Annotated in this window: 24 protein-coding genes and 1 tRNA gene; all 25 read left to right on the top strand. The window is 62.4% G+C overall.

The genetic code is table 11. The annotated features are described in order from the left end of the window. Positions 1–3: 3 nt before the first annotated feature. The 25 genes from AC1DWA_RS21120 to AC1DWA_RS21000 all read left to right on the top strand — a co-directional run bounded on the left by AC1DWA_RS21120 (position 4) and on the right by AC1DWA_RS21000 (position 19,699). Positions 4–921 (top strand): DUF7340 domain-containing protein, encoded by a 918-nt coding sequence (locus tag AC1DWA_RS21120; protein ID WP_477846977.1) that lies wholly within the window; start codon positions 4–6, stop codon positions 919–921. Between the two features lie 26 nt (positions 922–947). Continuing rightward, complete coding sequence (locus AC1DWA_RS21115; RefSeq protein WP_477846976.1) at positions 948–1,622, top strand: hypothetical protein; 675 nt, start codon at positions 948–950, stop codon at positions 1,620–1,622. A 262-nt stretch (positions 1,623–1,884) separates the two neighbouring features. Then, positions 1,885–2,169, top strand: a complete 285-nt coding sequence (locus tag AC1DWA_RS21110; RefSeq protein ID WP_477846975.1) for a hypothetical protein — start codon at positions 1,885–1,887, stop codon at positions 2,167–2,169. Continuing rightward, complete coding sequence (locus AC1DWA_RS21105; RefSeq protein ID WP_477846974.1) at positions 2,153–2,494, top strand: HNH endonuclease; 342 nt, start codon at positions 2,153–2,155, stop codon at positions 2,492–2,494. The genes AC1DWA_RS21110 and AC1DWA_RS21105 overlap by 17 nt, the downstream gene beginning before the upstream one ends. A gap of 179 nt (positions 2,495–2,673) precedes the next feature. Beyond that, a complete protein-coding gene (locus tag AC1DWA_RS21100) occupies positions 2,674–3,018 on the top strand; it encodes a RyR domain-containing protein (RefSeq protein WP_477846973.1) in 345 nt (114 codons plus the stop codon). Positions 3,019–3,022: 4 nt separating this feature from the next. Further along, on the top strand, positions 3,023–3,268 hold the full coding sequence (locus AC1DWA_RS21095) for a hypothetical protein (protein ID WP_477846972.1): 246 nt from the start codon (positions 3,023–3,025) through the stop codon (positions 3,266–3,268). Positions 3,269–3,354: 86 nt separating this feature from the next. Beyond that, positions 3,355–3,431 (top strand) — tRNA-OTHER (locus AC1DWA_RS21090). Between the two features lie 79 nt (positions 3,432–3,510). Continuing rightward, entirely contained in the window at positions 3,511–4,002 is a 492-nt protein-coding gene (locus tag AC1DWA_RS21085) for a hypothetical protein (protein ID WP_477846971.1), read from the top strand. Beyond that, positions 3,989–5,032, top strand: coding sequence for a terminase (locus AC1DWA_RS21080; protein ID WP_477846970.1), 1,044 nt, complete (start codon positions 3,989–3,991; stop codon positions 5,030–5,032). The genes AC1DWA_RS21085 and AC1DWA_RS21080 overlap by 14 nt, the downstream gene beginning before the upstream one ends. Then, entirely contained in the window at positions 5,019–5,654 is a 636-nt protein-coding gene (locus AC1DWA_RS21075; protein ID WP_477846969.1) for a terminase, read from the top strand. The genes AC1DWA_RS21080 and AC1DWA_RS21075 overlap by 14 nt, the downstream gene beginning before the upstream one ends. Positions 5,655–5,667: 13 nt before the next feature. Then, complete coding sequence (locus AC1DWA_RS21070; RefSeq protein ID WP_477846968.1) at positions 5,668–7,212, top strand: phage portal protein; 1,545 nt, start codon at positions 5,668–5,670, stop codon at positions 7,210–7,212. Then, positions 7,190–8,893 (top strand): ADP-ribosyltransferase, encoded by a 1,704-nt coding sequence (locus tag AC1DWA_RS21065; RefSeq protein WP_477846967.1) that lies wholly within the window; start codon positions 7,190–7,192, stop codon positions 8,891–8,893. Before AC1DWA_RS21070 ends, AC1DWA_RS21065 begins: the two co-directional genes overlap by 23 nt. Beyond that, positions 8,890–9,063, top strand: a complete 174-nt coding sequence (locus AC1DWA_RS21060) for a hypothetical protein (protein ID WP_477846966.1) — start codon at positions 8,890–8,892, stop codon at positions 9,061–9,063. The genes AC1DWA_RS21065 and AC1DWA_RS21060 overlap by 4 nt, the downstream gene beginning before the upstream one ends. A 134-nt stretch (positions 9,064–9,197) precedes the next feature. Then, a complete protein-coding gene (locus AC1DWA_RS21055) occupies positions 9,198–9,866 on the top strand; it encodes a hypothetical protein (RefSeq protein WP_477846965.1) in 669 nt (222 codons plus the stop codon). A 54-nt stretch (positions 9,867–9,920) separates the two neighbouring features. Further along, on the top strand, positions 9,921–10,877 hold the full coding sequence (locus AC1DWA_RS21050; RefSeq protein ID WP_477846964.1) for a major capsid protein: 957 nt from the start codon (positions 9,921–9,923) through the stop codon (positions 10,875–10,877). Positions 10,878–10,924: 47 nt separating this feature from the next. Next, positions 10,925–11,215 (top strand): hypothetical protein, encoded by a 291-nt coding sequence (locus AC1DWA_RS21045; protein ID WP_477846963.1) that lies wholly within the window; start codon positions 10,925–10,927, stop codon positions 11,213–11,215. Then, positions 11,208–11,609: a hypothetical protein gene (locus tag AC1DWA_RS21040; RefSeq protein ID WP_477846962.1), complete on the top strand. Its 402-nt coding sequence runs from the start codon at positions 11,208–11,210 to the stop codon at positions 11,607–11,609. The genes AC1DWA_RS21045 and AC1DWA_RS21040 overlap by 8 nt, the downstream gene beginning before the upstream one ends. Continuing rightward, positions 11,606–11,989 (top strand): hypothetical protein, encoded by a 384-nt coding sequence (locus tag AC1DWA_RS21035; RefSeq protein WP_477846961.1) that lies wholly within the window; start codon positions 11,606–11,608, stop codon positions 11,987–11,989. Before AC1DWA_RS21040 ends, AC1DWA_RS21035 begins: the two co-directional genes overlap by 4 nt. Next, positions 11,986–12,264 (top strand): hypothetical protein, encoded by a 279-nt coding sequence (locus tag AC1DWA_RS21030; protein ID WP_477916978.1) that lies wholly within the window; start codon positions 11,986–11,988, stop codon positions 12,262–12,264. Before AC1DWA_RS21035 ends, AC1DWA_RS21030 begins: the two co-directional genes overlap by 4 nt. Positions 12,265–12,267: 3 nt before the next feature. Then, positions 12,268–12,570 carry an HK97 gp10 family phage protein gene (locus tag AC1DWA_RS21025; RefSeq protein ID WP_166813836.1) on the top strand — a complete coding sequence of 101 codons (303 nt, stop codon included), beginning with the start codon at positions 12,268–12,270 and terminating at the stop codon, positions 12,568–12,570. After that, on the top strand, positions 12,567–13,040 hold the full coding sequence (locus tag AC1DWA_RS21020) for a hypothetical protein (RefSeq protein WP_477846959.1): 474 nt from the start codon (positions 12,567–12,569) through the stop codon (positions 13,038–13,040). The genes AC1DWA_RS21025 and AC1DWA_RS21020 overlap by 4 nt, the downstream gene beginning before the upstream one ends. Before the next feature lie 105 nt (positions 13,041–13,145). Further along, the gene (locus tag AC1DWA_RS21015; RefSeq protein WP_166813832.1) at positions 13,146–13,745 is read left to right on the top strand and encodes a hypothetical protein; all 600 of its coding nucleotides are present in this window, start codon (positions 13,146–13,148) and stop codon (positions 13,743–13,745) included. Between the two features lie 18 nt (positions 13,746–13,763). Then, on the top strand, positions 13,764–14,138 hold the full coding sequence (locus AC1DWA_RS21010) for a hypothetical protein (protein WP_166813830.1): 375 nt from the start codon (positions 13,764–13,766) through the stop codon (positions 14,136–14,138). 77 nt (positions 14,139–14,215) lie between these two features. Then, the gene (locus tag AC1DWA_RS21005; RefSeq protein WP_347870913.1) at positions 14,216–14,623 is read left to right on the top strand and encodes a hypothetical protein; all 408 of its coding nucleotides are present in this window, start codon (positions 14,216–14,218) and stop codon (positions 14,621–14,623) included. Positions 14,624–14,644: 21 nt separating this feature from the next. Next, positions 14,645–19,699 (top strand): phage tail tape measure protein, encoded by a 5,055-nt coding sequence (locus AC1DWA_RS21000; RefSeq protein ID WP_477916976.1) that lies wholly within the window; start codon positions 14,645–14,647, stop codon positions 19,697–19,699. Positions 19,700–19,710 lie beyond the last annotated feature (11 nt).

Raw genomic sequence — 19,710 nt, 5'->3', positions numbered from 1 at the left:
AGCGTGATCACCTTCACCCCCCAATCGCCGGAAGAACTGGGCGAGCGAATCGCAGCGGCGATCTACGGACTCATCGACGAACGCGCCGGCGTCCACACCGTGATGACAGTCGACGAAGACGACGGCTACAGCTGGCCCCGGCTGGTCCGCGTTCACCGGCCAAGCGTCTACGACGAGATGCGATCTGATCTCGCCGGCCAACAAGGCACCTCGACCGGAGGTGTCGCCCGATCGCTACCGCCGGTGTGGGTGGACGGACTCGACTGGGTGACCGAAGTCGATCGACGAGTCGCGTGGTGGACAGGGCAGTTCGGGCTCGACGGGGAACAGGGCCGCGTCGACGTCGTGGCTTACGGCATCATCTTCGACACTGCCGGGACCACCACCGCCCGACTTCGCAATTTCGCTGAGTACCAGTGGCCGAACGACCAGATCTGGCTGATGTACGGCGGACTGATCGCGCGAGAGCTCGAAGGTTGGCAAGTGGCAGCGGAGCAACTCGTCGAAGGTGTGAAGCAACGCAAACTCGAAGTCATCGCACCGTGCCCGCAATGCGGCGAACGATACGTCCACCGCAAGGACTCAGCCGGAGAGATCGTCCGGCAAGCGGCGTTGCAGATGACGCTCGACGGATGCAAATGCCTGTCGTGCAACGACCTTTGGGCACAAGACAATCTACTGACGCTCTCGCGAGTGATCGATTACGAGACCGCGCCGGAGGAAGAGTCGGAAGCGAGCGAGCCCGCAAACGTCAGCGGTGAGGCCAACGGAAGAGCGGCACTCACCTGGAAACAGGTGAGGGCCATCCGGTCGGACCATTCGACAGGAATGTCGATGCGAGCGCTCGCCCACAACTACGGCGTCGGAAAGTCACAGATTCACAACATCGTGACTGGCCGTAGCTGGCAGGAAGCAACTTAGGTCGAGCGGTGACCTAAGCTCCGTCGATGGATATGATCCGCGCGGTCGGAGCTCTGTTCGCTATCGCCTTCGGACTCTGGGGTCTTCCCGGAGTCTGGGAGCACTGGTCTCGCGAGCGTCGACTGGCTGCTCGGATCGAACGCCAGGGAAAGGTAATCGACCGCGTCGACATCATCGGAGTCCGTCGGACTCTCGAACGGGACAATGAATTAGCGGCTGTAGATCTCGCCGTACTTCGCCTGGTGCGCTTGCCCAAGCATGTAGCTGGAAATGTGGTCATTTCCTTCGGTATGTATCTGTTGCTAATCGCCTTCACGAGAAGGATCAGCAACTACTTCGGGCTACGCCCTCGTGAGTTCGACTGGGGTGACGTGATCCTCGATGCGGTAGCGGTGACGATCATGCTGTACGCCATGGTGTCGATACAGGTGTTCTCCTGGGCTCGGCGTTTGGTGAGGCGAGATCGAATGATCTTGATCAGGCTCGGATTCCCTGCGGGATACGACACCTACCCCGTTAGCTACTCGCGTTGGGTTCGCGTGATAGTGCGCCGTGTTATTCCTGTGGAGTACTTCTGGCGAAAACTGCGAGACCGAAAGTTCAGGCCAATCCGAGCTGAAGCGCGCAAGGCCGAGGCGACGAAGACGAGCACTGAACAAGCAGAGGGACAGGAGCTAGAAACCCAAAACGCTGAGGTGTGACGGTTGCTGTTGCGTCGCCGTGTCCACTCGTGCACTATGGATCTCGCGCTAGAAGTGTGTCCAGAACCTGAGACCCCAGCGCATCCCTAATCTCTCGCGGTGGTCGCGAGAACCTGCAGCGTCAACATCAACCGCTCCGGTCGTCGAGCATCCACCGGACTCGGAATGAAAGCGCACCCAAGACCCCCTGCATCTCCGGGTAGGTGCAGCTGCGCAGCTAGACGCAGGACCAATCGCTAGACCATCACGATGGAGGTCAACCGTGCCCGAGATCCAGGACGAACTACGAGATCGCATCGCAGAAGGATTGGCCGGCATCGAGCACGAGCAACCGCCACACCCCACCGACGACACCGACGAGGTGAAGGCGTTCGCGAAGTGGCTCAACGGCCTGGCCTTCGGCGCAGTCGACCAGCCCCTCCACTTCCAAACCGTCACCGACTACCTCGCGCCGCTCGCTCAGTCCATCCTCAACCGGCAGGCCGGATGGGTGGTCGACCAGGACACAGCTCGATGGGTCCGCCTCGACGATGACCCGAGCACGTAACCGAGTCTGCTCCGAGCCTGGCTGCCCCAACATCCAACCCGCACCCCGCTGCCGAGCGCACCAGTCAGCGCGCGACGCACACCAGCGACGCACGACGCCGACCAAGGTGACGAGGGATTGGAGCGAGCGAAAGCGGCGCAAGGAAGCCGTAGACGCGCACCGCAGAGCGCACGGAAACTGGTGCCCCGGCTATCGCATCGCGCCACACAGCGCCGAAGACCTCACCGCCGACCACATCACCCCGATCGATCGCGGAGGCAGCCCACGCGGCCCTCTGGCGGTGCTGTGTCGAAGCTGCAACAGCCGCAAAGCTGCACGCCCCTGACCTGCGACGATGCAACTCGTTCGCCACCGCAACGACCTCGCTGACCTGCGGCGATGCAAAGGGTGGGGGGTACCCCCTGGCGGAGGAAAAACGCCGCCGCCGCGGGGGAGGCCTCTGTCTGGTGCGGAGGGTTCAAAACGTTTGACCACCAACCGAACTCGACCGAAAGGCCCCATCGAATGAAGCTCGAAGCGATCGCCAGAATCACCCACGAAGCCAACCGTGCTCTACAGATCGAGACGGGCGATCCTGCTATCTCTCCACCCTGGGACGACGCGCCTCCGTGGCAACGCGACTCCGCTGTCGACGGAGTTCGCAAGGCGATTGAGGGTGCGACTCCGGAGCAGCTTCACCAGTCGTGGTGCCAGTTCAAGCGAGCTGATGGATGGCGGTACGGCCCGGTCAAGGATCCCGCAGCCAAAACGCATCCGTGTCTGGTCGACTACGCAATTCTGCCGGCCGATCAGAAGCTGAAGGACGACGTGTTCTCCGCAGTCGTCGCGGCACTCACGAAGGAGCAGTAGCGGAATGAAGCCGACCATCGGACGTATCGTCCACTACCAGTCCTACGGAACGCCGAACGGCGAGTACCTGCCAGAACCACGAGCTGCGGTCATCACCTGCACGTACGACGAACCTCCGGAACTGGCTGATCCGAGGAAGACTCACGTCGGGCTTTGTGTCCTGAATCCGACGGGCATGTTCTTCAACCAGTTGGTGCCGTTTGCCGAAGTGCCGACGCCCGGTCATTGGAACTGGCCGCCGCGCGTCTGACCTCCCAAATCTCCCGACTGCCTCAGCGCAGCGGGTGGTTCAGCATCGTTGCCCTGACGGGTCGCTGAACCAACAACTGAATAGATTCCCCTGTAGCTCAATCGGTTAGAGCGCGGACTGGTGCACCAGGACGAGGCAGCTGGTTCAAAACCAGCCAGGGGAACTGCACCATCTCATTCGTTCCGGACAGCGCGAGGCTGTCCGGTGATCCGGCGCGGCGCGAGGCCGCTGAAGGAGTTCAGATGACCACCCACGGAGGTGCACGAAACAGGTCAGGCCCCGCTCCGTCGGCAATGTCGGCGCGATCGGACGCTCGAAACCTGAAGGCACGGCAGTTGGCAGTACTCGGATACCAAGGGGAGATCCCGCGGTTCCCGCTCGCTGGCAGCAATGACCGTGAGCTCGAGGTGTGGGGCGAGGCCTGGCGAACACCCCAGGCATCGCAGTGGATTCGCGAGTCATGGCGCTGGCGAACCGTCGCTCTCTGGGTTCGATGGTCGGTGAAGATGGAAGCAGCCGATGCGCCGGCCGCGACGGCAGCTGCCGCGACGCGGTTGGCCGACCAGATCGGACTCACCCCTGCCGGACTGAAGGAGAACGGATGGGTGATCGTGCCGGAAGATCTGGTCGACGATCCGAACGGCGCGTCTGATCAGGGGGCGACTCGAAAGAACGCCCGCAAGTCCGCTCCTGTCCGACGCCTGCGGTCCGTCGACGACAATGCCGGCGACTGACTCGTACGTCGTCGATTTCCCCACGCTCGGTGATGTCATCGATCCTTGGATCTCCGCGCACTGCTCGATTCCGGACGGTTTCGATCAGGGCAAGCCGTATGTCCAGGTCGATTGGCAGTTCTGGTGCACGGCCAAGCATTACGAGGTTCGGCCGACTGCGAAGTGGCAGCCGAAGAAACCGATGCGCAACCAGGCATTCAGGTATCGACGATCGCAGATCATCGGCCCGCAGAAATCCGGCAAGGGCCCGCAGGGCGCAGTCACCACCTGCGTCGAAGCGGTTGGGCCCTCACTGTTTGCGGGCTGGGCGGGCAAAGACGACGGGTATTCGTGCGCGGACTACGGCTGTGGCTGCGGTTTCGAGCACGCGTACATGCCAGGCGAACCGATGGGAATGCCACACCCGTCGCCGCTGATCCAGTTGACTGCTACATCGGAAGAGCAAGTCGACAACGTGTACCGGCCGCTCCGAACGATGATCAAGAACGGCCCGCTCGGTGACGTGATGCTGATCCGCGAGGGATTCATCAGGCTGCCGGGAGACGACAACAGGATCGACAGAGTCACCGCGTCCGCAGATTCTCGACTCGGTAACCCGGTCTCGTTCGTACTGAACGACGAGAGCGGTTTGTACACGAAGTCGAACAAACTGATCAAAGTTGCGGAGACACAACGCCGCGGTTTGGCCGGCATGCAGGGCCGCGGCATCGAGTACTCGAACATGTGGGATCCGTCGATAAACTCTTATGCGCAAAGGACTTACGAGTCAACGTCGAAAGACGTGTTCAAGTTTCTGCGCAAGCCGCCGGCGGGTTTGTCGTGGGGGAATCGGCGCGAGAGGCGCCAGATTCTCAAGCACGTTTACGCGGGCTGCACATGGATCGACCTCAACTCGATCGAGGCCGAAATCGCCGAACTCATGGAAACCGATCCCGCGCAGGCGAAACGGTTCTACGGCAACTTCGAGGAGACCGGACAAGGCGCGTGGCTGCCGGACAACTTGTGGGAGAGCTGCTATGCCTCAGGATGAGAGCAAGTGGACGAACAACCCCCGCAAGGGTACTTCGATCGCTGTCGGGTTCGACGGTTCAGAGAACGACGACTGGACCGCAATCAAATGCGAGACGCAGTCCGGTCGAATCTTCACTCCGCGTTACGGTCCGAACAACCTCCCGACGATCTGGGATCCGAAGGCGTGGGGCGGCAGAATCCCGCGCCACGAAGTCCACATCGCGGTCGACGACATCTTCCGCAAATGGAACGTTCGCCGCATGTACTGCGACCCCAAGGACTGGCAGTCCGACATCGGGGACTGGGCGAACGAGTACGGCGACGAGATCGTCGTCGAGTGGTCGACCTTCCGCACGGTGCAGATGCACTCGGCTCTCGAACGGTTCCTGACCGACCTCAAGACCAGGCGCATCAAGCAGGACGGCTGCCCGATCACAACGACACACATGAAGAACATCCGGAAGATGGCCGCTCGCGGTGACAAATACATCATCGGCAAACCCGCCGGCGCGTATCACCAGAAAATCGACGCCGGTGTGGCTGCGGTCCTCGCCCACGAAGCTGCAGCCGATGCCGCGGCGAAGGGCTGGGAGCCCGAAGAGTCGCAATCGATCTCGCACGCGATGTACGGATTCAACTGAATAGGAGATCGCGGTGAAAGAGACGACGGCACGTCACTATCTCAGGGTAGGTCTGGCTGGTTTGGACAAGCAGCGGCCACAGTGGGAACGCCGCGAGAACTACCTCTTGGGCAAGCAGGACGGGCCGTACGCACCCGAAGGCGTGAACGCTGAGTACAAAGCGCTCCAGGACCAGTCGATCGCGAACTGGCTGGCGCTGGCGATGAAAGCTCCCGTCCAGCGTATGCGCCCCGAAGGCATCCGCCGAGGCGGCAAGGATGGCCAGGTCGACCTCGACACCTGGAATTCTGTGTGGCAGCCGAACAAACTCGACGTGCGCGCCCCGATCGTGTTCTTGAACATGATGGCCCACGGTCGCGGTATCTGGTCGGTGTCGAAGAACCCCGGCAACCGGGCCAAACCGATCATCCGAGTGGAGAACGGCAAACGGGTGTGGCTCGAACCCGATCCCGAGAACCCCTTCGAGAACATGTTCGCGGTCAAGACCGTCGAGATGGACGATCCGGACTCGGCGGCTGGTTCGTCGCTGTGGCTGCCGGACTCGGTGTCGCGAGGCAAAATCCAGCTCGCCTACGTTTACGACCACGAAGAGTGGGTGAAGTTCCGCAAGAAGGGCAACGGTTTCACCGGCGGGACATGGGAGCTGGTGGATCAAGGCAGGCATGGTCTCGGTGAACTGCCGTTCGTCGCGTCGGACATCAATGTCGATGCCGATGGTGTTCCGCACTCGGCCCTCGAACCGTTGATGCCGCAGCAGGATGCGCTCAACACCATCCGCTTTAACACCCTGCTTGCGATGCAGTTCTCGGCCTACCGTCAGCGCGTGTTCACCGGCTACGACCCCGTCGCCCGTGACCAGGACGGCAACGTCCTCTTCAAGAAGCATCTCGACGGAAAGCTGGTGTTCGACGAGAACCAGCGCCCGATCCCGATCCTGAACTCTCCTGGCCGAATCGGAGTCGATCGCGCTCTGGTGCTCCCCGGCAAGGACACGAAAGTCTTCGACATGGCCGAGTCGAACCTCGACAACTACGTCAAGGTGTACCAGGACTTCATGACCACGTTCTTCGCCATCGCCCAGACCCCGCCGCAATACAGCCTGAACCGGATGGCGAACCTGTCCGGGGACGCGCTCGAAGGTGCGGACACGACGACGAAGTACTTGGTCAAAGATCTCCAGTCCAGCGCCGGTGAAGCACTCGAAACGGTGTGCCGACTCGGAAACCGTGCCCGAGGTGCCGCAGGTGGCGATGACTATTCGTCCGAAATCGTGTGGGGCGACGACGCTGTGCGTCCGTTCTCGCAGACGATCGATGCCATCGTCAAACTCATCTCGACTGGCTTCCCGCGCAAGGCGGCATTCGAAATGATCCCCGGCGCAACACCTCCGAAGGTCGAGGGCTGGATGACGCAGATCAAGGTCGAGCGCGACGACGCGAACGACGTGATCGACCGTGCGATGCGCACACTCACACCCGCGGCCCGCAAGGAATTGACGTCGGGCACCGAACCCATGGATGCAGAGGTGGTTCCCGATGCTGCCTCAATCGACGCGTGAGTACTACCTCGAGCAACAGAAAATCATGGGCGTTGTCCTGCTCACCGCGAAGCGGATCTGGGGAGAGCACCCGCCGTTGGATTTCGACTTCTGGTGGTCCGAACACGTCGATCAACTGACAGCTCTGGCGGTGGCCGGCCAATCCCGCGCCATCGCCGGAACCGAGGACTACGTATCGGCGGCGCTGGCCGAGATGGGAACCCCGGTCGATCCGGACGTCGAAGTCGATCCCAGCCCCCTCGTCGGGGTCGCGTCGGACGGTCGGCCGCTGGATTCGCTGATGTATGGCGCGATCATCCGCACGAAAGCGAAGATCGGCCAAGCCGAGACCGTCGACAGCACGGTCATGTTCGACGCCTGGCAATCTGGACTCTCAGCATTGCTGACACGGTTTCAGACGCAGATCGCGGACGTCGCCCGCGTCGCGACATCCTTGTCGATCGCCGCTCGCCGTGACGTTGGGTACGTGCGGATGCTCAACCCGCCGTCGTGTCCGAAGTGTGCGGTGCTCGCAGGGAAGTTCTACCGCTACAACACCGGATTCCTTCGGCACCCCGGATGCGATTGCCGGCACATTCCCTCGCGGGAGAACACCGCACGCGACGTGCGCACCGATCCCCGCGAGTACTTCGACAGCCTCACCGCTCCCGAGCAGGACCGTTGGTTCACCGCCACAGGCGCGCAAGCGATCCGCGACGGCGCTGACATCAACCAGGTCGTCAACGCTCGCCGTGGACTATCCGTGGCGGGTGGAGTTGCGCAGACTCGCAACGTCTATGGCCGCGAACTGCTGACCACGACCGAGGGCGTCACGAAACGGGGAGTCGCCGGAAGGGCGATCATCGCGCGCGGCCGTGACGCCGCGACGACACCACGTTTGATGCCGGAAGCGATTTACGAGATCGCCGAAGACCAGGCCGACGCGCTGCGCCTGTTGCAGCTCAACGGCTACGTCGTGGATCGAGTCCCGCCTGCGGGCGTTCGTTCGGTCTCTCCCGCCGGCGGTCCATCGTCGGGGTCGAGGTCTGCGACAGGCGGAGGTGGGCAAAAGCCGCCGAAGCCGCCGACGACAGGGAATGATCGTTCGGTGACTGGTGGAGATGACGGCGATGATCCGTTCGAGAATGTGGCGTATCCGCACGAGTACACCGTCTATCAGGACCATTCGCTGCTCACAGCAGCGGAACGGCAGACGATTCTCGATTACACGGCAGGAACGTACCTTCAGATCAACAGGGCGCTTCGCGGTGACGGCCCGATGACGCCGGAGATTGCAGATCAGATCGATATTCTCCGCGGGGCGATCAACAAGTTTCCGCTGCCGCAGACGTTCCGGACCAGTCGAGAGACCGAAGCCTCTGACCTGGGCTTGCACACCTCGCAAATCTCGGATGATCTGATTGGCGAGTTCCTGCGCGAAGCAGGATTCATGTCGACCAGCGGACTCAAAGACCCGCCGAAGATTGTGGACAGGCAGGATCCGTTGATCCTGGACATCCTGGTACCGGAAGGCACACCGGCGATCATGCTCGGTGAAGATCTGACAAAGGCCAGCGCCAGTGAGCGTGAGCTTCTCTTGATCGATGCTCGCGAGCTGTTCATCTTCGGCGTAGTGTTTGACACGGAACTTCAGATGTGGAGAATCCAAGCAAGCGTGATCAGCGACAAGGACGGTGAATGATGAGCGCACTGACCGAAGGCCGGATGAAGCTCCGCCCTGTCAAGAAGTCCCCCCAGCAGATGACGCGTGCACGCAAGTCCACCGAGAAGTTGCTCGGCAAGCGCATCCCTGTCCCGCAGCGCGAGATCGCCGCATACAAGATGGTCGGCAAGAAACCGCCGACTGACTGACAGTCACAGACCGAAGGCCCCGTGAGCATTGCTCCGGGGCCTTTGTCATGTCCACATTCTTCCCCACCCACGCGGCGGGGATTTCCACCGCGACGCGCGAGGCGAAGCGGGCAACTCCGAGACGGAGAAACATCATGAACGTCAAGCGACCTTGGCTGCGCTACTTCAACGCCGACGACTCCGGAGCCGGAGGGACGAACGGCGGCGGCGGAGCAGCCACCGGAGCTGGAGCTGCTGGCGCGAATGCCGGCGGCACCGACGGCACCGGAGCAGGCGGTACCGGAGGAACCGGCGGGGGCGGCGCGGGAGGCGCTGACACCGGCGGAGACGACGGCAAGGGCGGAAAGGCAGCGGTCCTCTCGGACCTCGCCAGAGAGCGTGACGCTCGCCAGGCGCTGGACACCGAGAACCAGTCCCTGAAAGCCCAGTTGCAGGAATTCCAGGACAAGGGCCTGACACCCGAGCAGAAAGCTGCGCGTGATGCCCAGCAAACTGCCGGACGCGCCGGTGAACTGGAAACCGAGAACGGCACCCTCAAGACCACCAATGCGGACCTGACTGCCGAGAACCTTCGCCTTCGCGTCGCGATGGATGTAGGTATCCCCGTGAATTGGGTCGATCGACTACGCGGCTCGAACGAGGAAGAGGTCCGTGCCGACGCGGAGAGCGTCAAGAAGGACCTACGCCTGGACGGCTCCGCTGACTACACCGCCGGGGTCGGGCACCGCGGCTCCGATCACACCGACGCCAAACCCGGCATGGGCAACATCCGGCTCGGCTACGAAACAACCTCTCGCACATAACGTCACACCCGGTCGGCACTCGACGAGCGGGCGAACCAGAAAGGCACAACCACCATGGCACTCACTCTCGTCGAGGCAGCCAAGCTGTCCAACACTCCTCTGCAGAAGGGCGTCATCGAGACGTTCGTGCTGGAGTCCTCGATCCTGGACCGCATTCCGTTCCTTCCGATCGAAGGCAACGCATACGCGTACAACGCCGAAGGCACCCTGCCTGGCGTCGAGTTCCGCGCCGTCAACGGCAAGTACAACGAGTCGACCGGCACCGTCGTCCAGCGCACCGAGACGCTCGTCATTCTCGGTGGCGACGCGGACGTCGACCGCTTCATCGCCAAGACCCGAGGAAACCTCAACGACCAACGCGCGGTTCAGACCTCGATGAAGGTCAAGGCTGCCGCATACAAGTACCAAGACGCGTTCTTCAACGGCGACGTCGCGGTCGACCCGCTCGGTTTCGACGGGCTCAAAAAGCGTCTCGTCGGCGCGCAGGTTCTCGACGCTGGAGTCAACGGTCTGCCGGTCTTCAACGGCACTCCCGCCGCTGCGAAGGCGTTCTTCAACAAGCTCGATCTCCTCGTCGCCCAGGTACCCGGCCTGACCGGCGAGAACGGAGCGTTCTATGCCAACCGCACCATCCACGCGCTGATCAAGGCCGCCGGCCGCGAAATCGGTGGCGTCGAGATGGTCCGCGAGGACATGACCGGCAAGCGAGTACTCCAGTGGAACGGCATCCCCGTCCTCGACCCCGGCGAGACGCCGGCCGGGGTGGCGGTTCTGCCGCAGACCGAAACCCAGGGCACTGCCACGGACGCGACCTCGATCTACGCCGTCAAGTTCGGTCAGGACGAAGGCGACAAGGCCGTCACCGGCCTGACCAACGGCGGCGTAGACGTGTACGACCTGGGTGAGCTGCAGGAGAAGCCTGCCTACCGTACGCGGATCGAGTTCTACACCGGTCTCGCGACGTTCGGCGGAAAGGCAGCTGCTCGTCTGCGCGGCGTCGTCGCAGCCTGACCACGGCCCCGCACCACACGTTCGAACTATCGAGAGGAACTCACGTCATGGCAGAGAAAGCCACCACCGACACGACTCCGGCCGAGACGGTCACTGTCCCCGACACCGCTATCGTCGGCGACGAGGGCGCGGCCACGCCGCCGCCGACGCCGGAGCCCGCAGCTGCGCCAACGAAGGCGACCGCTGGCCGCACGTCCGCGAAGCGCACGCCGAAGGGCGAAAACAAAGAACGAGTCGAGGAATACATCTCCCACAAGCCCGACGGCAACGGCGGCTACATCGAGGTGACTGTGCGCCGCAACATCGACACCGGCGCCAGCGAGATCGTCGATGGCTGACGATCCCGTCACCATCGAGAGCCTGCTGACTCCCGTCGCAGTTCAGGTTCAACTGGGGGAGACCCTGGTTGAACCTGAACTGGCACAGGTTAACTGGTTCATCGAACGCACCTGTGACGAGATGCTCGACCAGATCCCGATGCTGGCCGAGCGTCTCGCGAGCGGCGAGCTGAAAGGTTCGCGGGCAAAGGGCGTCGGTATCGACGTTGTTCTCTCCGCTCTCGACGCGATGCGCACCGGACTGCGCATCAAGTCGGAGCAATACCCGGAGAGCACGGTCGAGTACTTCAAAGCGAATGCCTCTGACCTCATCGCGATCACCCCGGAGCAGATCGCCAAGCTGTCGCCGCCTTTTACTCCGGGTGGCGCGTACGTGGTGAGTCTGAGCGGATGAGGCCTCAGACTGAGAAGTGGACACTGATTCGGGAGAACGAACCACTGACCGACGAATCGACCGGGAACCGGGTCCCCGTCGCGCCCAGCGAGTTCGAGTGGACAGGATCGCTTCATCAGCGGCAACTCTCGGCATCATCGGTTGATGCTGGCAACACCGAGTTCGAGCCCGGTCACGTCGTCGGGTCGTACGTCCTTCTGCTGACCCCGGGACTGACGCCGTTTCCGGCGCGCCGGGACAAGTTCCGGCGCGAGGAAGATGGCGAAATTTTCACCATTACCGGCACCCCGAGAGAGCGGCGTCGAATGCGCGGTTCTCGACGTCCTGTGTACATCGCGGCAATTGTCCGCAACGCCAACGACTTAGAGGAGAAATCATGACTACCAGTTCTGAAAACATTGTCCGCTTGAAGACCGAAGACGGTCGAACGGTCTCGACCGCGTCCGGTTCGCCCCTGCACCTCGAGCACCTCGCCCGCGAGAATGCAGAGGCTGCCGAGGAAACCGTGTCCGTCRAAACTGACCCGGATACTGGGCTCGACTCGGCAGTGCCTGTGTCTCCGCCGGCGGTCCCGGACCCCTCCAGTTCGGCGGTCAAGCCGAGCAAGGTCGCACGGTCGTCCGGAGCCAAAGCCGACGCTGACGCTACGTCCTGACCGATGTCGGCGCGGATCACGCCGTATCCGGGTCAGTTGCGCGGGGAAGCATTCGCGGAGTCTTTCGACGATCGACTCGACATCGCAATGTCGATCGCGCAGGAAGCTCGCGCGGATGCGCCCGTACTGACCGGTGACTACCGCGACGGCATCACCGTCGACACCGACGGGGAGCGCGTGTTCGTGCTTGACGAGGACGAGGACGCGATCTTCAAGGAATACGGGACGATCGATACCCCGCCCCACGCCGTCGTGACCAACGCAGCTTCGCGACACGGTGAGTACTCGGGATGGAGGCCGCGATGAGAATCGTTCTTCCGTACCCGCCTGCCGCCGTGCGTGAGTACCTGAAAGGCGATGCCGAGTTCACCGGACTGGTGCCACCTGCGCTGATCAGTACTCGCGACACTCCGGACAGAATCACCAGGCCGTTCGTGAAGGTTCGGCCGGTGACCACTCCCGGTAGGGATCCGATGCTCCGCAACCCGATGGTGCAGATCGACGTCTACGCCCCCTCCCTCGAAGTCATCACGAGCAACACGGATCAATCGGTTCTCGATCTGTATGCCGGTGTCGACCCGGAAGAGGCAGCGTGGAATATCGCGGCTCTTGCCGGTGAGTTGCTCAGCCGAGCGCGCACCGTGTCGTTCCGGAACTGCACGTGGAATGCAGCGTGGAAAGAGGGTCCGCTCTCGTTTCCGGAAACGGTTCGTGGTGTCGATTTGCCGCTCTATCGCTCGCCCGTTCGGGTTGAGCTCAAAATGCTGGTCCGCTGACCAGCTCCCTATTCGCCTCGTCCCGGGTGCTGCCTGGCACGTCCGGGGCGAGGCATTCCAAAGATCAACGCTCACACCGTGTGAGCCCCACCAGGAGGAAACCCTGTGAGCAATTTCGCCAATCCCCAAGACGCGTACGCGTGGCTCGACGGGGACGGCTTCCGCGCCGTCGCCGGGACCGGAATCCCGTCCAATGCGTTCACCCTGGCCGGTAACACAAAGCCGCTGACCGCGGCCGTGACCGGTCCGCCCGCCATTCCCGCGGCGACGTGGGATCCCTTCGGCGGCGTCGAGGCCGGATTCCAAAAGACCCCCAGCCAGAACCTGACCAAGATTCACGCGTCGAACTACCGTGCGGCGCCGTACAAGGTGCTGCGCGATCCGCTCGAGGAAGCGCTGAAGTTCCGGGCCTACGACTACTCGAAGGCATCGGTACTCACTGCACTGCAGGGTGGCTCCATCGTCGAAGTTGGGCAACCCGGCTCCGGCATCTACGAGTGGGTGCTCGGGGAGGCCGAGGAGTTTGCGTTCCTGTGGGTCTCAAAGCAGGCAGGCGACGGGATCGCGTTCTACTGCGAGCGCGTGACGCTCGGTACACCCACGCCGTCGAACATTGCAGACGGCAAGTCGATCGACGGATTCGACTTCGAATTTATCAACCTCGCTCCGGTGCGCCGTCTGCGCACCAAAGACGATCTCGCCTGATTCAGAGGAGAAACGCACATGCCAGGCAAAAGCAAGCGCGCAGCAGAGGTCCGGGGCGACACAGAAGAGGGCGTCGCTCCGGAGCCTCAGCCGATTGAACTCACTGACGGACTCGCTATCCCCAACGGACTACCGGAACCGATTACCTTTCTGGGCAAGCACTATTCGGTCCGCCGTGGGTACAGTCCGAATGAGGTGTTGAACTTCTTCAATCTCTCGCAGCAGCACAAGTACGACGAGATCCTTCAGATGGTTATCTGTGAAGGTGACCCGGCTCAGCTGTGGGATGACATCGGCACCAGATCGGTACCGGAGATGCTCAAGGTCTATCTCCCGACGATTTACAAACTCGCAGGGTTGATGAGCCCGCAGGGGGAATTTCTCGCGCTCTGATCTGCCTCACAACCGAGGATGGTTGGAGCGCAGGCTATTCCAGAATCAGACGTATCTGTCACTTGGACCTACGCGAGATGATGGACACCTGGTATTGGCGCGATGTCGTCGCCCTCCTCGACGACGCGGAAGAGCAGGACAAGCAACGGTTTCGGGATTCGGAGAACCTCGCGATGCTCGTCGATCGCGAGGACTTCTCCCTCAACGGTGAGTACGTGGACCGCATCACCGACCCGAATGACCCCGAGGTCAAAGCCGATATTGCACGCCGGAAGGCGGCGGGAATCAAACCGCCGCCGATCCCGGTTCTGCCACCCATCGGCCTCCGCGATCCGGAGGTCATCGAAGCGCGCCGTGCCTACAACACCGCGGTGCTCGAGAAATTCAGCACGACGAATACCGACTCCGCATATCGACGCCCGGGCGTTCGAGCAAGCGCGGACGATTTCAAAGCCTGGGAAAGATCAAGGGCCACAACTACATAGAGACTTCGAGTCGCGGGAGGTATGACGATGGCCGGTGGCCGCATCGATATCGAGGTCGGACTCGACATGAAGAACCTGCCTGCCCAGTTGCAGGCAGGCGCACAGCCCGCGCTCGGAATGGCCAAGAAAATGGCCGGCGCGATCGGGCTCTCCCTGGGAGCGGCCGCAGCGGTCGGCACCGTCAAGCAGATCGTCGCCATCGGCAACGACTACACGACCAGCCTGAACACCATGCAGGCCGTTTCCAAGGCCACGGAAGCGCAGATGGCTGCCGTATCGGAGCGTTCGAAGCAACTCGGCAACGACATCGAGCTGCCGGGCACTTCCGCTGTGGATGCAGCTGCGGCGATGACCGAGCTGGCCAAGGGCGGGTTCACTGTCGAGCAGTCGATGTCGGCAGCGAAGGGCACACTTCAGCTTGCCGCCGCCGCCCAGATCGACGCCACGACCGCCGCGACAATCCAGTCGCAGGCATTGCAGGCGTTCGGCAAGGACGCGACATTCGCCGCCACGGCGGCAGACATTCTCGCCAACACCGCGAACGCATCGAGCGCGGAAATCACCGACGTCGCAGCAGGCTTGCAGCAGTCGGGCAGCGTCGCGAACCAGTTCGGACTCACGATGGAAGACACCGCCGCAACGCTCGGTGTCCTCTCCAACGCCGGTATCACCGGTTCGGACGCAGGAACACTGCTGAAGTCCACACTGCTGGCGTTGACCGACCAGGGGAAGCCTGCTCAGGCCGCGATCGAGGATCTCGGACTCACGGTCTACGACACGGGCGGCAAGTTCGTCGGCATGCAAGAGCTGTTCCGGCAGCTCGAGGTCGCCTCGAAGTCGATGACGGAGGAGCAATACCAAGCCGCAGCAGCGACACTCTTCGGTTCCGACGCGATGCGCCTCGCCGGTGTCGCCGCCGAGCAAGGTGTCGCAGGGTACGACTCGATGCGCGAGGCTGTCGGGCAGCAGGGCGCAGCAGCAGAGGTTGCCGCTGCGAAGACCCAAGGCCTACCGGGTGCGCTCGGCAGTGTGCAGAACAGTGCCGAGACTTTGGCGCTGGAACTGTACGACCTTGTTGACGGACCGATGGAGTCCCTCGCTCGTGGTGCGGCCGACAAGATCGGTGCTGCAACGCCCATCATCGTCGATGCCCTCGGTACCGCCGGGAAGGCGGTGGGCGAGGTCGGGTCGGCGTTCATGGAGCTACCTGGCGCTGTCCAGGTGGCAGCCGGTGCCTTCGCAGGTATCAAGGCGTTCGGCCTCGACGACACTGCCGGCGCCTGGGTCGACGGGCTGAAGGAGAAGTTCGCCGGATTCCGTGACGAAATGGAACTGCAGAAGTCTCTGGGATCCGAGTCGGCCGATGGATACGACGAGCTCGGCAATGCGCTCGAGGAAAATGGCGAGCAGATCAGTGATGTGGTTGCTGGTTTCGCCACCCTCGAAGCTCGGGTGCCCGCCGTCCGGGCGATGGGTGACGCTTACCGCGGAGTCACGACCCGCACGCAGGCATTCGCGGATAGGCAACGCGCACTCGGCACCGTGACAGGTGGAGTGTCGGGGCAGATGCGTATGGCCGCAGCGAGCTGCGCGCAGTTCGCGGGGGTCGCTGGTGGTGTCGCGGCTGCCGGTGCTCGCGGACTTACCAGCGCGGTCAAGGGCATCGTGTCTGTGATGGGTGGCCTGCCGATGGTCGGCATCATGGCGGCGACATACCTCGTCGGAACGATCTCCTCCGCCACGCGGAAAGTGCAAACCGCGAACGACACCTACGCGGAGTCGGCGCGCAATGTTGCTGATGCGCAACGAGATATGGCGTTGGCCTTCATCGAATCCGAAGGCGCAATCAACGACACTGTGCTCGCGACCGTGCAGGCTCAAGCTGACTCGATCTTGTCGACGGCGAACACGATCAAAGCCAGCAAGCCCGGGGTCGGGGATCAGATCGGTGGTGTCCTCAGCGACTTCATGCATGGCCGGGTGAATCAGGATCTCAGTACCGATCCCGATTCCACCACCAAGGCGCTCGGCAATCTTGCCGACGACGCCGCAAGTGCAGAGGCGTATACCTCTGCACTTGAGAAGATGAACATGACTTCGACGGATCTTGCGCGAGTACTTGCTGGGTCGGAGGAAGGGTGGCAGTCGTTCTCCGGGGCGCTTCGTGACAACGGCGGCCTGCTGACGGAGGAATACATGTCGCTCATGGGAGTGCGGCAGGAGATCTCCCGACTACAGCAGGTCGCCCAGGAAGTTGGGCCGGAGTACTACGCGCTGGGTGATGGCATCGCGATGATTGCCGAATCTGCGGGTGACTCCGAAAAGAAGGTTGCGGGGCTGAAGAAGGTTCTCGACATCCTGGCTGGCGGTGACGTCTCCTTCACGGAGTCTCTCGACAAGTACAACGAGTCGATTCGGAATATTGCTGACGCTGCCGTCAAGGCGGCTGATCCTGCCAAGGGACTGGGCGAGGCTCTCGTCGATGCGGACGGGCGACTCAAGACAGGGACTGAGAACGGCAAAGAACTCTCGGATCAGCTGCGCGAACTTGCTCAGTCGAGCGTGGAGTATGCGGAGAAGGTCTACAAGCAAGCCGTCCTCGATGGTGCCACCGTTCCGGAGGCTCAGGCCAAGGCACGTGAGGCTCTGGGGCAGACAGAGACATCGCTTCAGGAACTCGCTGACAAATACGACTTGCCAATCGCGAAGGTGAAGGAGTTCGCAGAATCTCGCGGATACCTACCAGATGAACTGATCATGCATCTGGCGCTCGAAGGTGCGGACAAAGCGACACAACAACTGGCGCAGATTCGTGATGACCTGAAGCTGGATCTGGACAAGACCATCAAAGTGGATGTCCTCGACGAGGGCGTCCGCAATGTTCTCGAGGACATCGGCGTCGACGTCAAGGACATGCCTAATGGCACGGTCGAGATCACAGCGAAGGGTGACATCGCAAAGAGCGTTCTGGACGAAGTAATCCAGAAGACCCTCGAAACCGGCGGCACGCTCGCTGACGTCCAGATCAACGCGGACACTACGGGATTCAAGATCGGAGTTGCTGAAGCGCAAACCCTGATCGGTCAACTCGACGCGTCGAAGGCAGAACCCGCTGTCGGTTTGATTCTCGACAAGCTCAAAGAGGGCAAGACGATCACCCTCAATGATCTGATTGAGCTCGACAGATCGTCGGCGTCGCCCGAAGTGAAGGCGTTAGTCGCACAGGCCCTGACCGATCTTCAAACCGTCAAAGACGGCGTGAACGGTCTACCGCCGAACAAGACGGTCGACATCACTGTCCGGTTCAACGAGATCCGTAGTGTCGCCCAGCAGTACGGCGCGTGGTCCGAAGAGGCGATCAAGGCCGCGTGGCCGGAGTACCAAGGCACTCCCGGCCGCGAGCATGGTGGCCGACTACCTGCCTTCGCGGGTGGTGGTCGGATGCCCGGTTCTGGACCGGGCACGGAAACCGTGGACGGCATCTACGCGGTCACCCCGTCAGGCGTCGGCATTGCCATGGTCAACGGCAAAGAGTGGGTGGTAAACGCCCAGTCGTCGGAGACATACGACCGCGAACTGGCGATGATCAACGCCGGTACCTTCCCGAAGCTGCCAGGCTTCGCCGCCGGCGGCCGACTTCCCCAAGATCGAATTGAGGATCTCGGGCGCCAGATGGACGGCGTGCCCTACGTGCTCGGCGGCGCATCACTTGCTGGGGCCGATTGCTCCGGCTTTGTGGCCATGCACCAACGCGCAGCGATGGGTGAAGACCCGCCGGTTGGTCGCCTGGGGACGACGTACACACTCCTCGACGGTTCGTGGCCACACCTGGTCCCGGGCACGCAGGGGCCGTTTGTGGTCGGCGTCAATGAAGAGCACATGGCGCTCACCGCGTACGGAACGAACTACGAGTCCGGCGGCGCGTACGGGACCGCGAAAATGGGTGGCAGTGTCGGAGCGTTCGACCCGCAGTTCCATTCGCATTACTACCTGCCGTGGGACAAGTTTTCACCCCCCGTCGAGTCCGCCTCTCAAACTGCGAGCGACTACACCGCACAGGCGCAGTCGTCGAAGAAGGCGACGTGGACCGAGAAGGATCAACTCAATCTCGATTCCGCCGTCATCGCTGTCACTCAGGCGAAAGAGGCAGAGGCACGTATTCGCTCCGCTGAAGGCAAGACGGACGCCGACCGCGCTCAGGCAGCGAAGAAAGTGGAGAAGGCCGAAGAACGCGTTCGGTCGTACGAGGCGAAGCGCGACGCGGCCAAGGCGGGGAAGGACGCCCCGCCGGCACCCGAAGCCCCTGATCTGGAATCGGCTCTGACCGACGATCAGATCAGCCTCCGGCAAGCCCAACGGGCGGTAGAKAAAGCACGACTCGAACGCAACGAGGTCCACGCGAATGCAGAGTCGACGCAGCAGGACAAGGACGAAGCGGACGACGCGCTGCAATCGGCGCGTAACGCCCTCGCTGAGAAGCAGAAAGGCACATCCGATTCGTCACTGCCGTCCACGTGGTCCGAGCTGCTCGGCACAGTGGCGAAGGACTTCGTCACCGAGAACGCCGCCGACGTGCTCGGGTACTACGGCGTAGACAGCACCGGGCCTCTGGTTCAGGCGGGCATGGCGGTAGCGAAGGCATCCGAGAACGGATTCAAAGAACAAGCGCCGCTACCGAATGAACCGATCACACCCGCCGAAGCGCAGACACAGTTGCCGGTCACTCCAGGAACACCGGACTGGATGGCGAACATGCTCAAGTCGATCAAGGTCTTCGACAACGGCGGCACGCTTCGGCATGGCGAACTCGGACTCAACCTGTCCGGCAAGGACGAGTTCGTGCTCAACCCGCGCGAAGCCTCCGACATGGAACTGACCAAACAGATGTTCCAAAGTCTGCGCGCCACCGGCACCGAGATCGCCCAGCCAGAGGCGGCTCGTCCACGACAAGACGCGTTCGCGTCGCAGCGGCCGATCAAGGTCGAGGTCAGTGGATACGACCGACACGAGATCGATGCGGGTCTGCGGATGGCCCGCACTCGCGAGGACTACGAAACCGCGCACATCCGAATCTGAGGGAGGCAATC

It is taken from the genome of Rhodococcus sp. P4_F3_2 (assembly GCF_056401335.1).
This window is presented reverse-complemented; position numbering and strand designations above follow the sequence as displayed.

Bases quoted from the DNA above. Each gene is read 5' to 3' on its own strand.
- AC1DWA_RS21080 (WP_477846970.1), top strand. From the start codon at position 3,989: ATGCCGGCGACTGACTCGTACGTCGTCGATTTCCCCACGCTCGGTGAT.
- AC1DWA_RS21100 (WP_477846973.1), top strand. From the start codon at position 2,674: ATGAAGCTCGAAGCGATCGCCAGAATCACCCACGAAGCCAACCGTGCT.
- AC1DWA_RS21035 (WP_477846961.1), top strand. From the start codon at position 11,606: ATGAGGCCTCAGACTGAGAAGTGGACACTGATTCGGGAGAACGAACCA.
- AC1DWA_RS21040 (WP_477846962.1), top strand. From the start codon at position 11,208: ATGGCTGACGATCCCGTCACCATCGAGAGCCTGCTGACTCCCGTCGCA.
- AC1DWA_RS21095 (WP_477846972.1), top strand. From the start codon at position 3,023: ATGAAGCCGACCATCGGACGTATCGTCCACTACCAGTCCTACGGAACG.
- AC1DWA_RS21025 (WP_166813836.1), top strand. From the start codon at position 12,268: ATGTCGGCGCGGATCACGCCGTATCCGGGTCAGTTGCGCGGGGAAGCA.
- AC1DWA_RS21020 (WP_477846959.1), top strand. From the start codon at position 12,567: ATGAGAATCGTTCTTCCGTACCCGCCTGCCGCCGTGCGTGAGTACCTG.
- AC1DWA_RS21055 (WP_477846965.1), top strand. From the start codon at position 9,198: ATGAACGTCAAGCGACCTTGGCTGCGCTACTTCAACGCCGACGACTCC.
- AC1DWA_RS21065 (WP_477846967.1), top strand. From the start codon at position 7,190: ATGCTGCCTCAATCGACGCGTGAGTACTACCTCGAGCAACAGAAAATC.
- AC1DWA_RS21005 (WP_347870913.1), top strand. From the start codon at position 14,216: ATGATGGACACCTGGTATTGGCGCGATGTCGTCGCCCTCCTCGACGAC.
- AC1DWA_RS21085 (WP_477846971.1), top strand. From the start codon at position 3,511: ATGACCACCCACGGAGGTGCACGAAACAGGTCAGGCCCCGCTCCGTCG.
- AC1DWA_RS21050 (WP_477846964.1), top strand. From the start codon at position 9,921: ATGGCACTCACTCTCGTCGAGGCAGCCAAGCTGTCCAACACTCCTCTG.
- AC1DWA_RS21115 (WP_477846976.1), top strand. From the start codon at position 948: ATGGATATGATCCGCGCGGTCGGAGCTCTGTTCGCTATCGCCTTCGGA.
- AC1DWA_RS21010 (WP_166813830.1), top strand. From the start codon at position 13,764: ATGCCAGGCAAAAGCAAGCGCGCAGCAGAGGTCCGGGGCGACACAGAA.
- AC1DWA_RS21045 (WP_477846963.1), top strand. From the start codon at position 10,925: ATGGCAGAGAAAGCCACCACCGACACGACTCCGGCCGAGACGGTCACT.
- AC1DWA_RS21060 (WP_477846966.1), top strand. From the start codon at position 8,890: ATGATGAGCGCACTGACCGAAGGCCGGATGAAGCTCCGCCCTGTCAAG.
- AC1DWA_RS21105 (WP_477846974.1), top strand. From the start codon at position 2,153: ATGACCCGAGCACGTAACCGAGTCTGCTCCGAGCCTGGCTGCCCCAAC.
- AC1DWA_RS21075 (WP_477846969.1), top strand. From the start codon at position 5,019: ATGCCTCAGGATGAGAGCAAGTGGACGAACAACCCCCGCAAGGGTACT.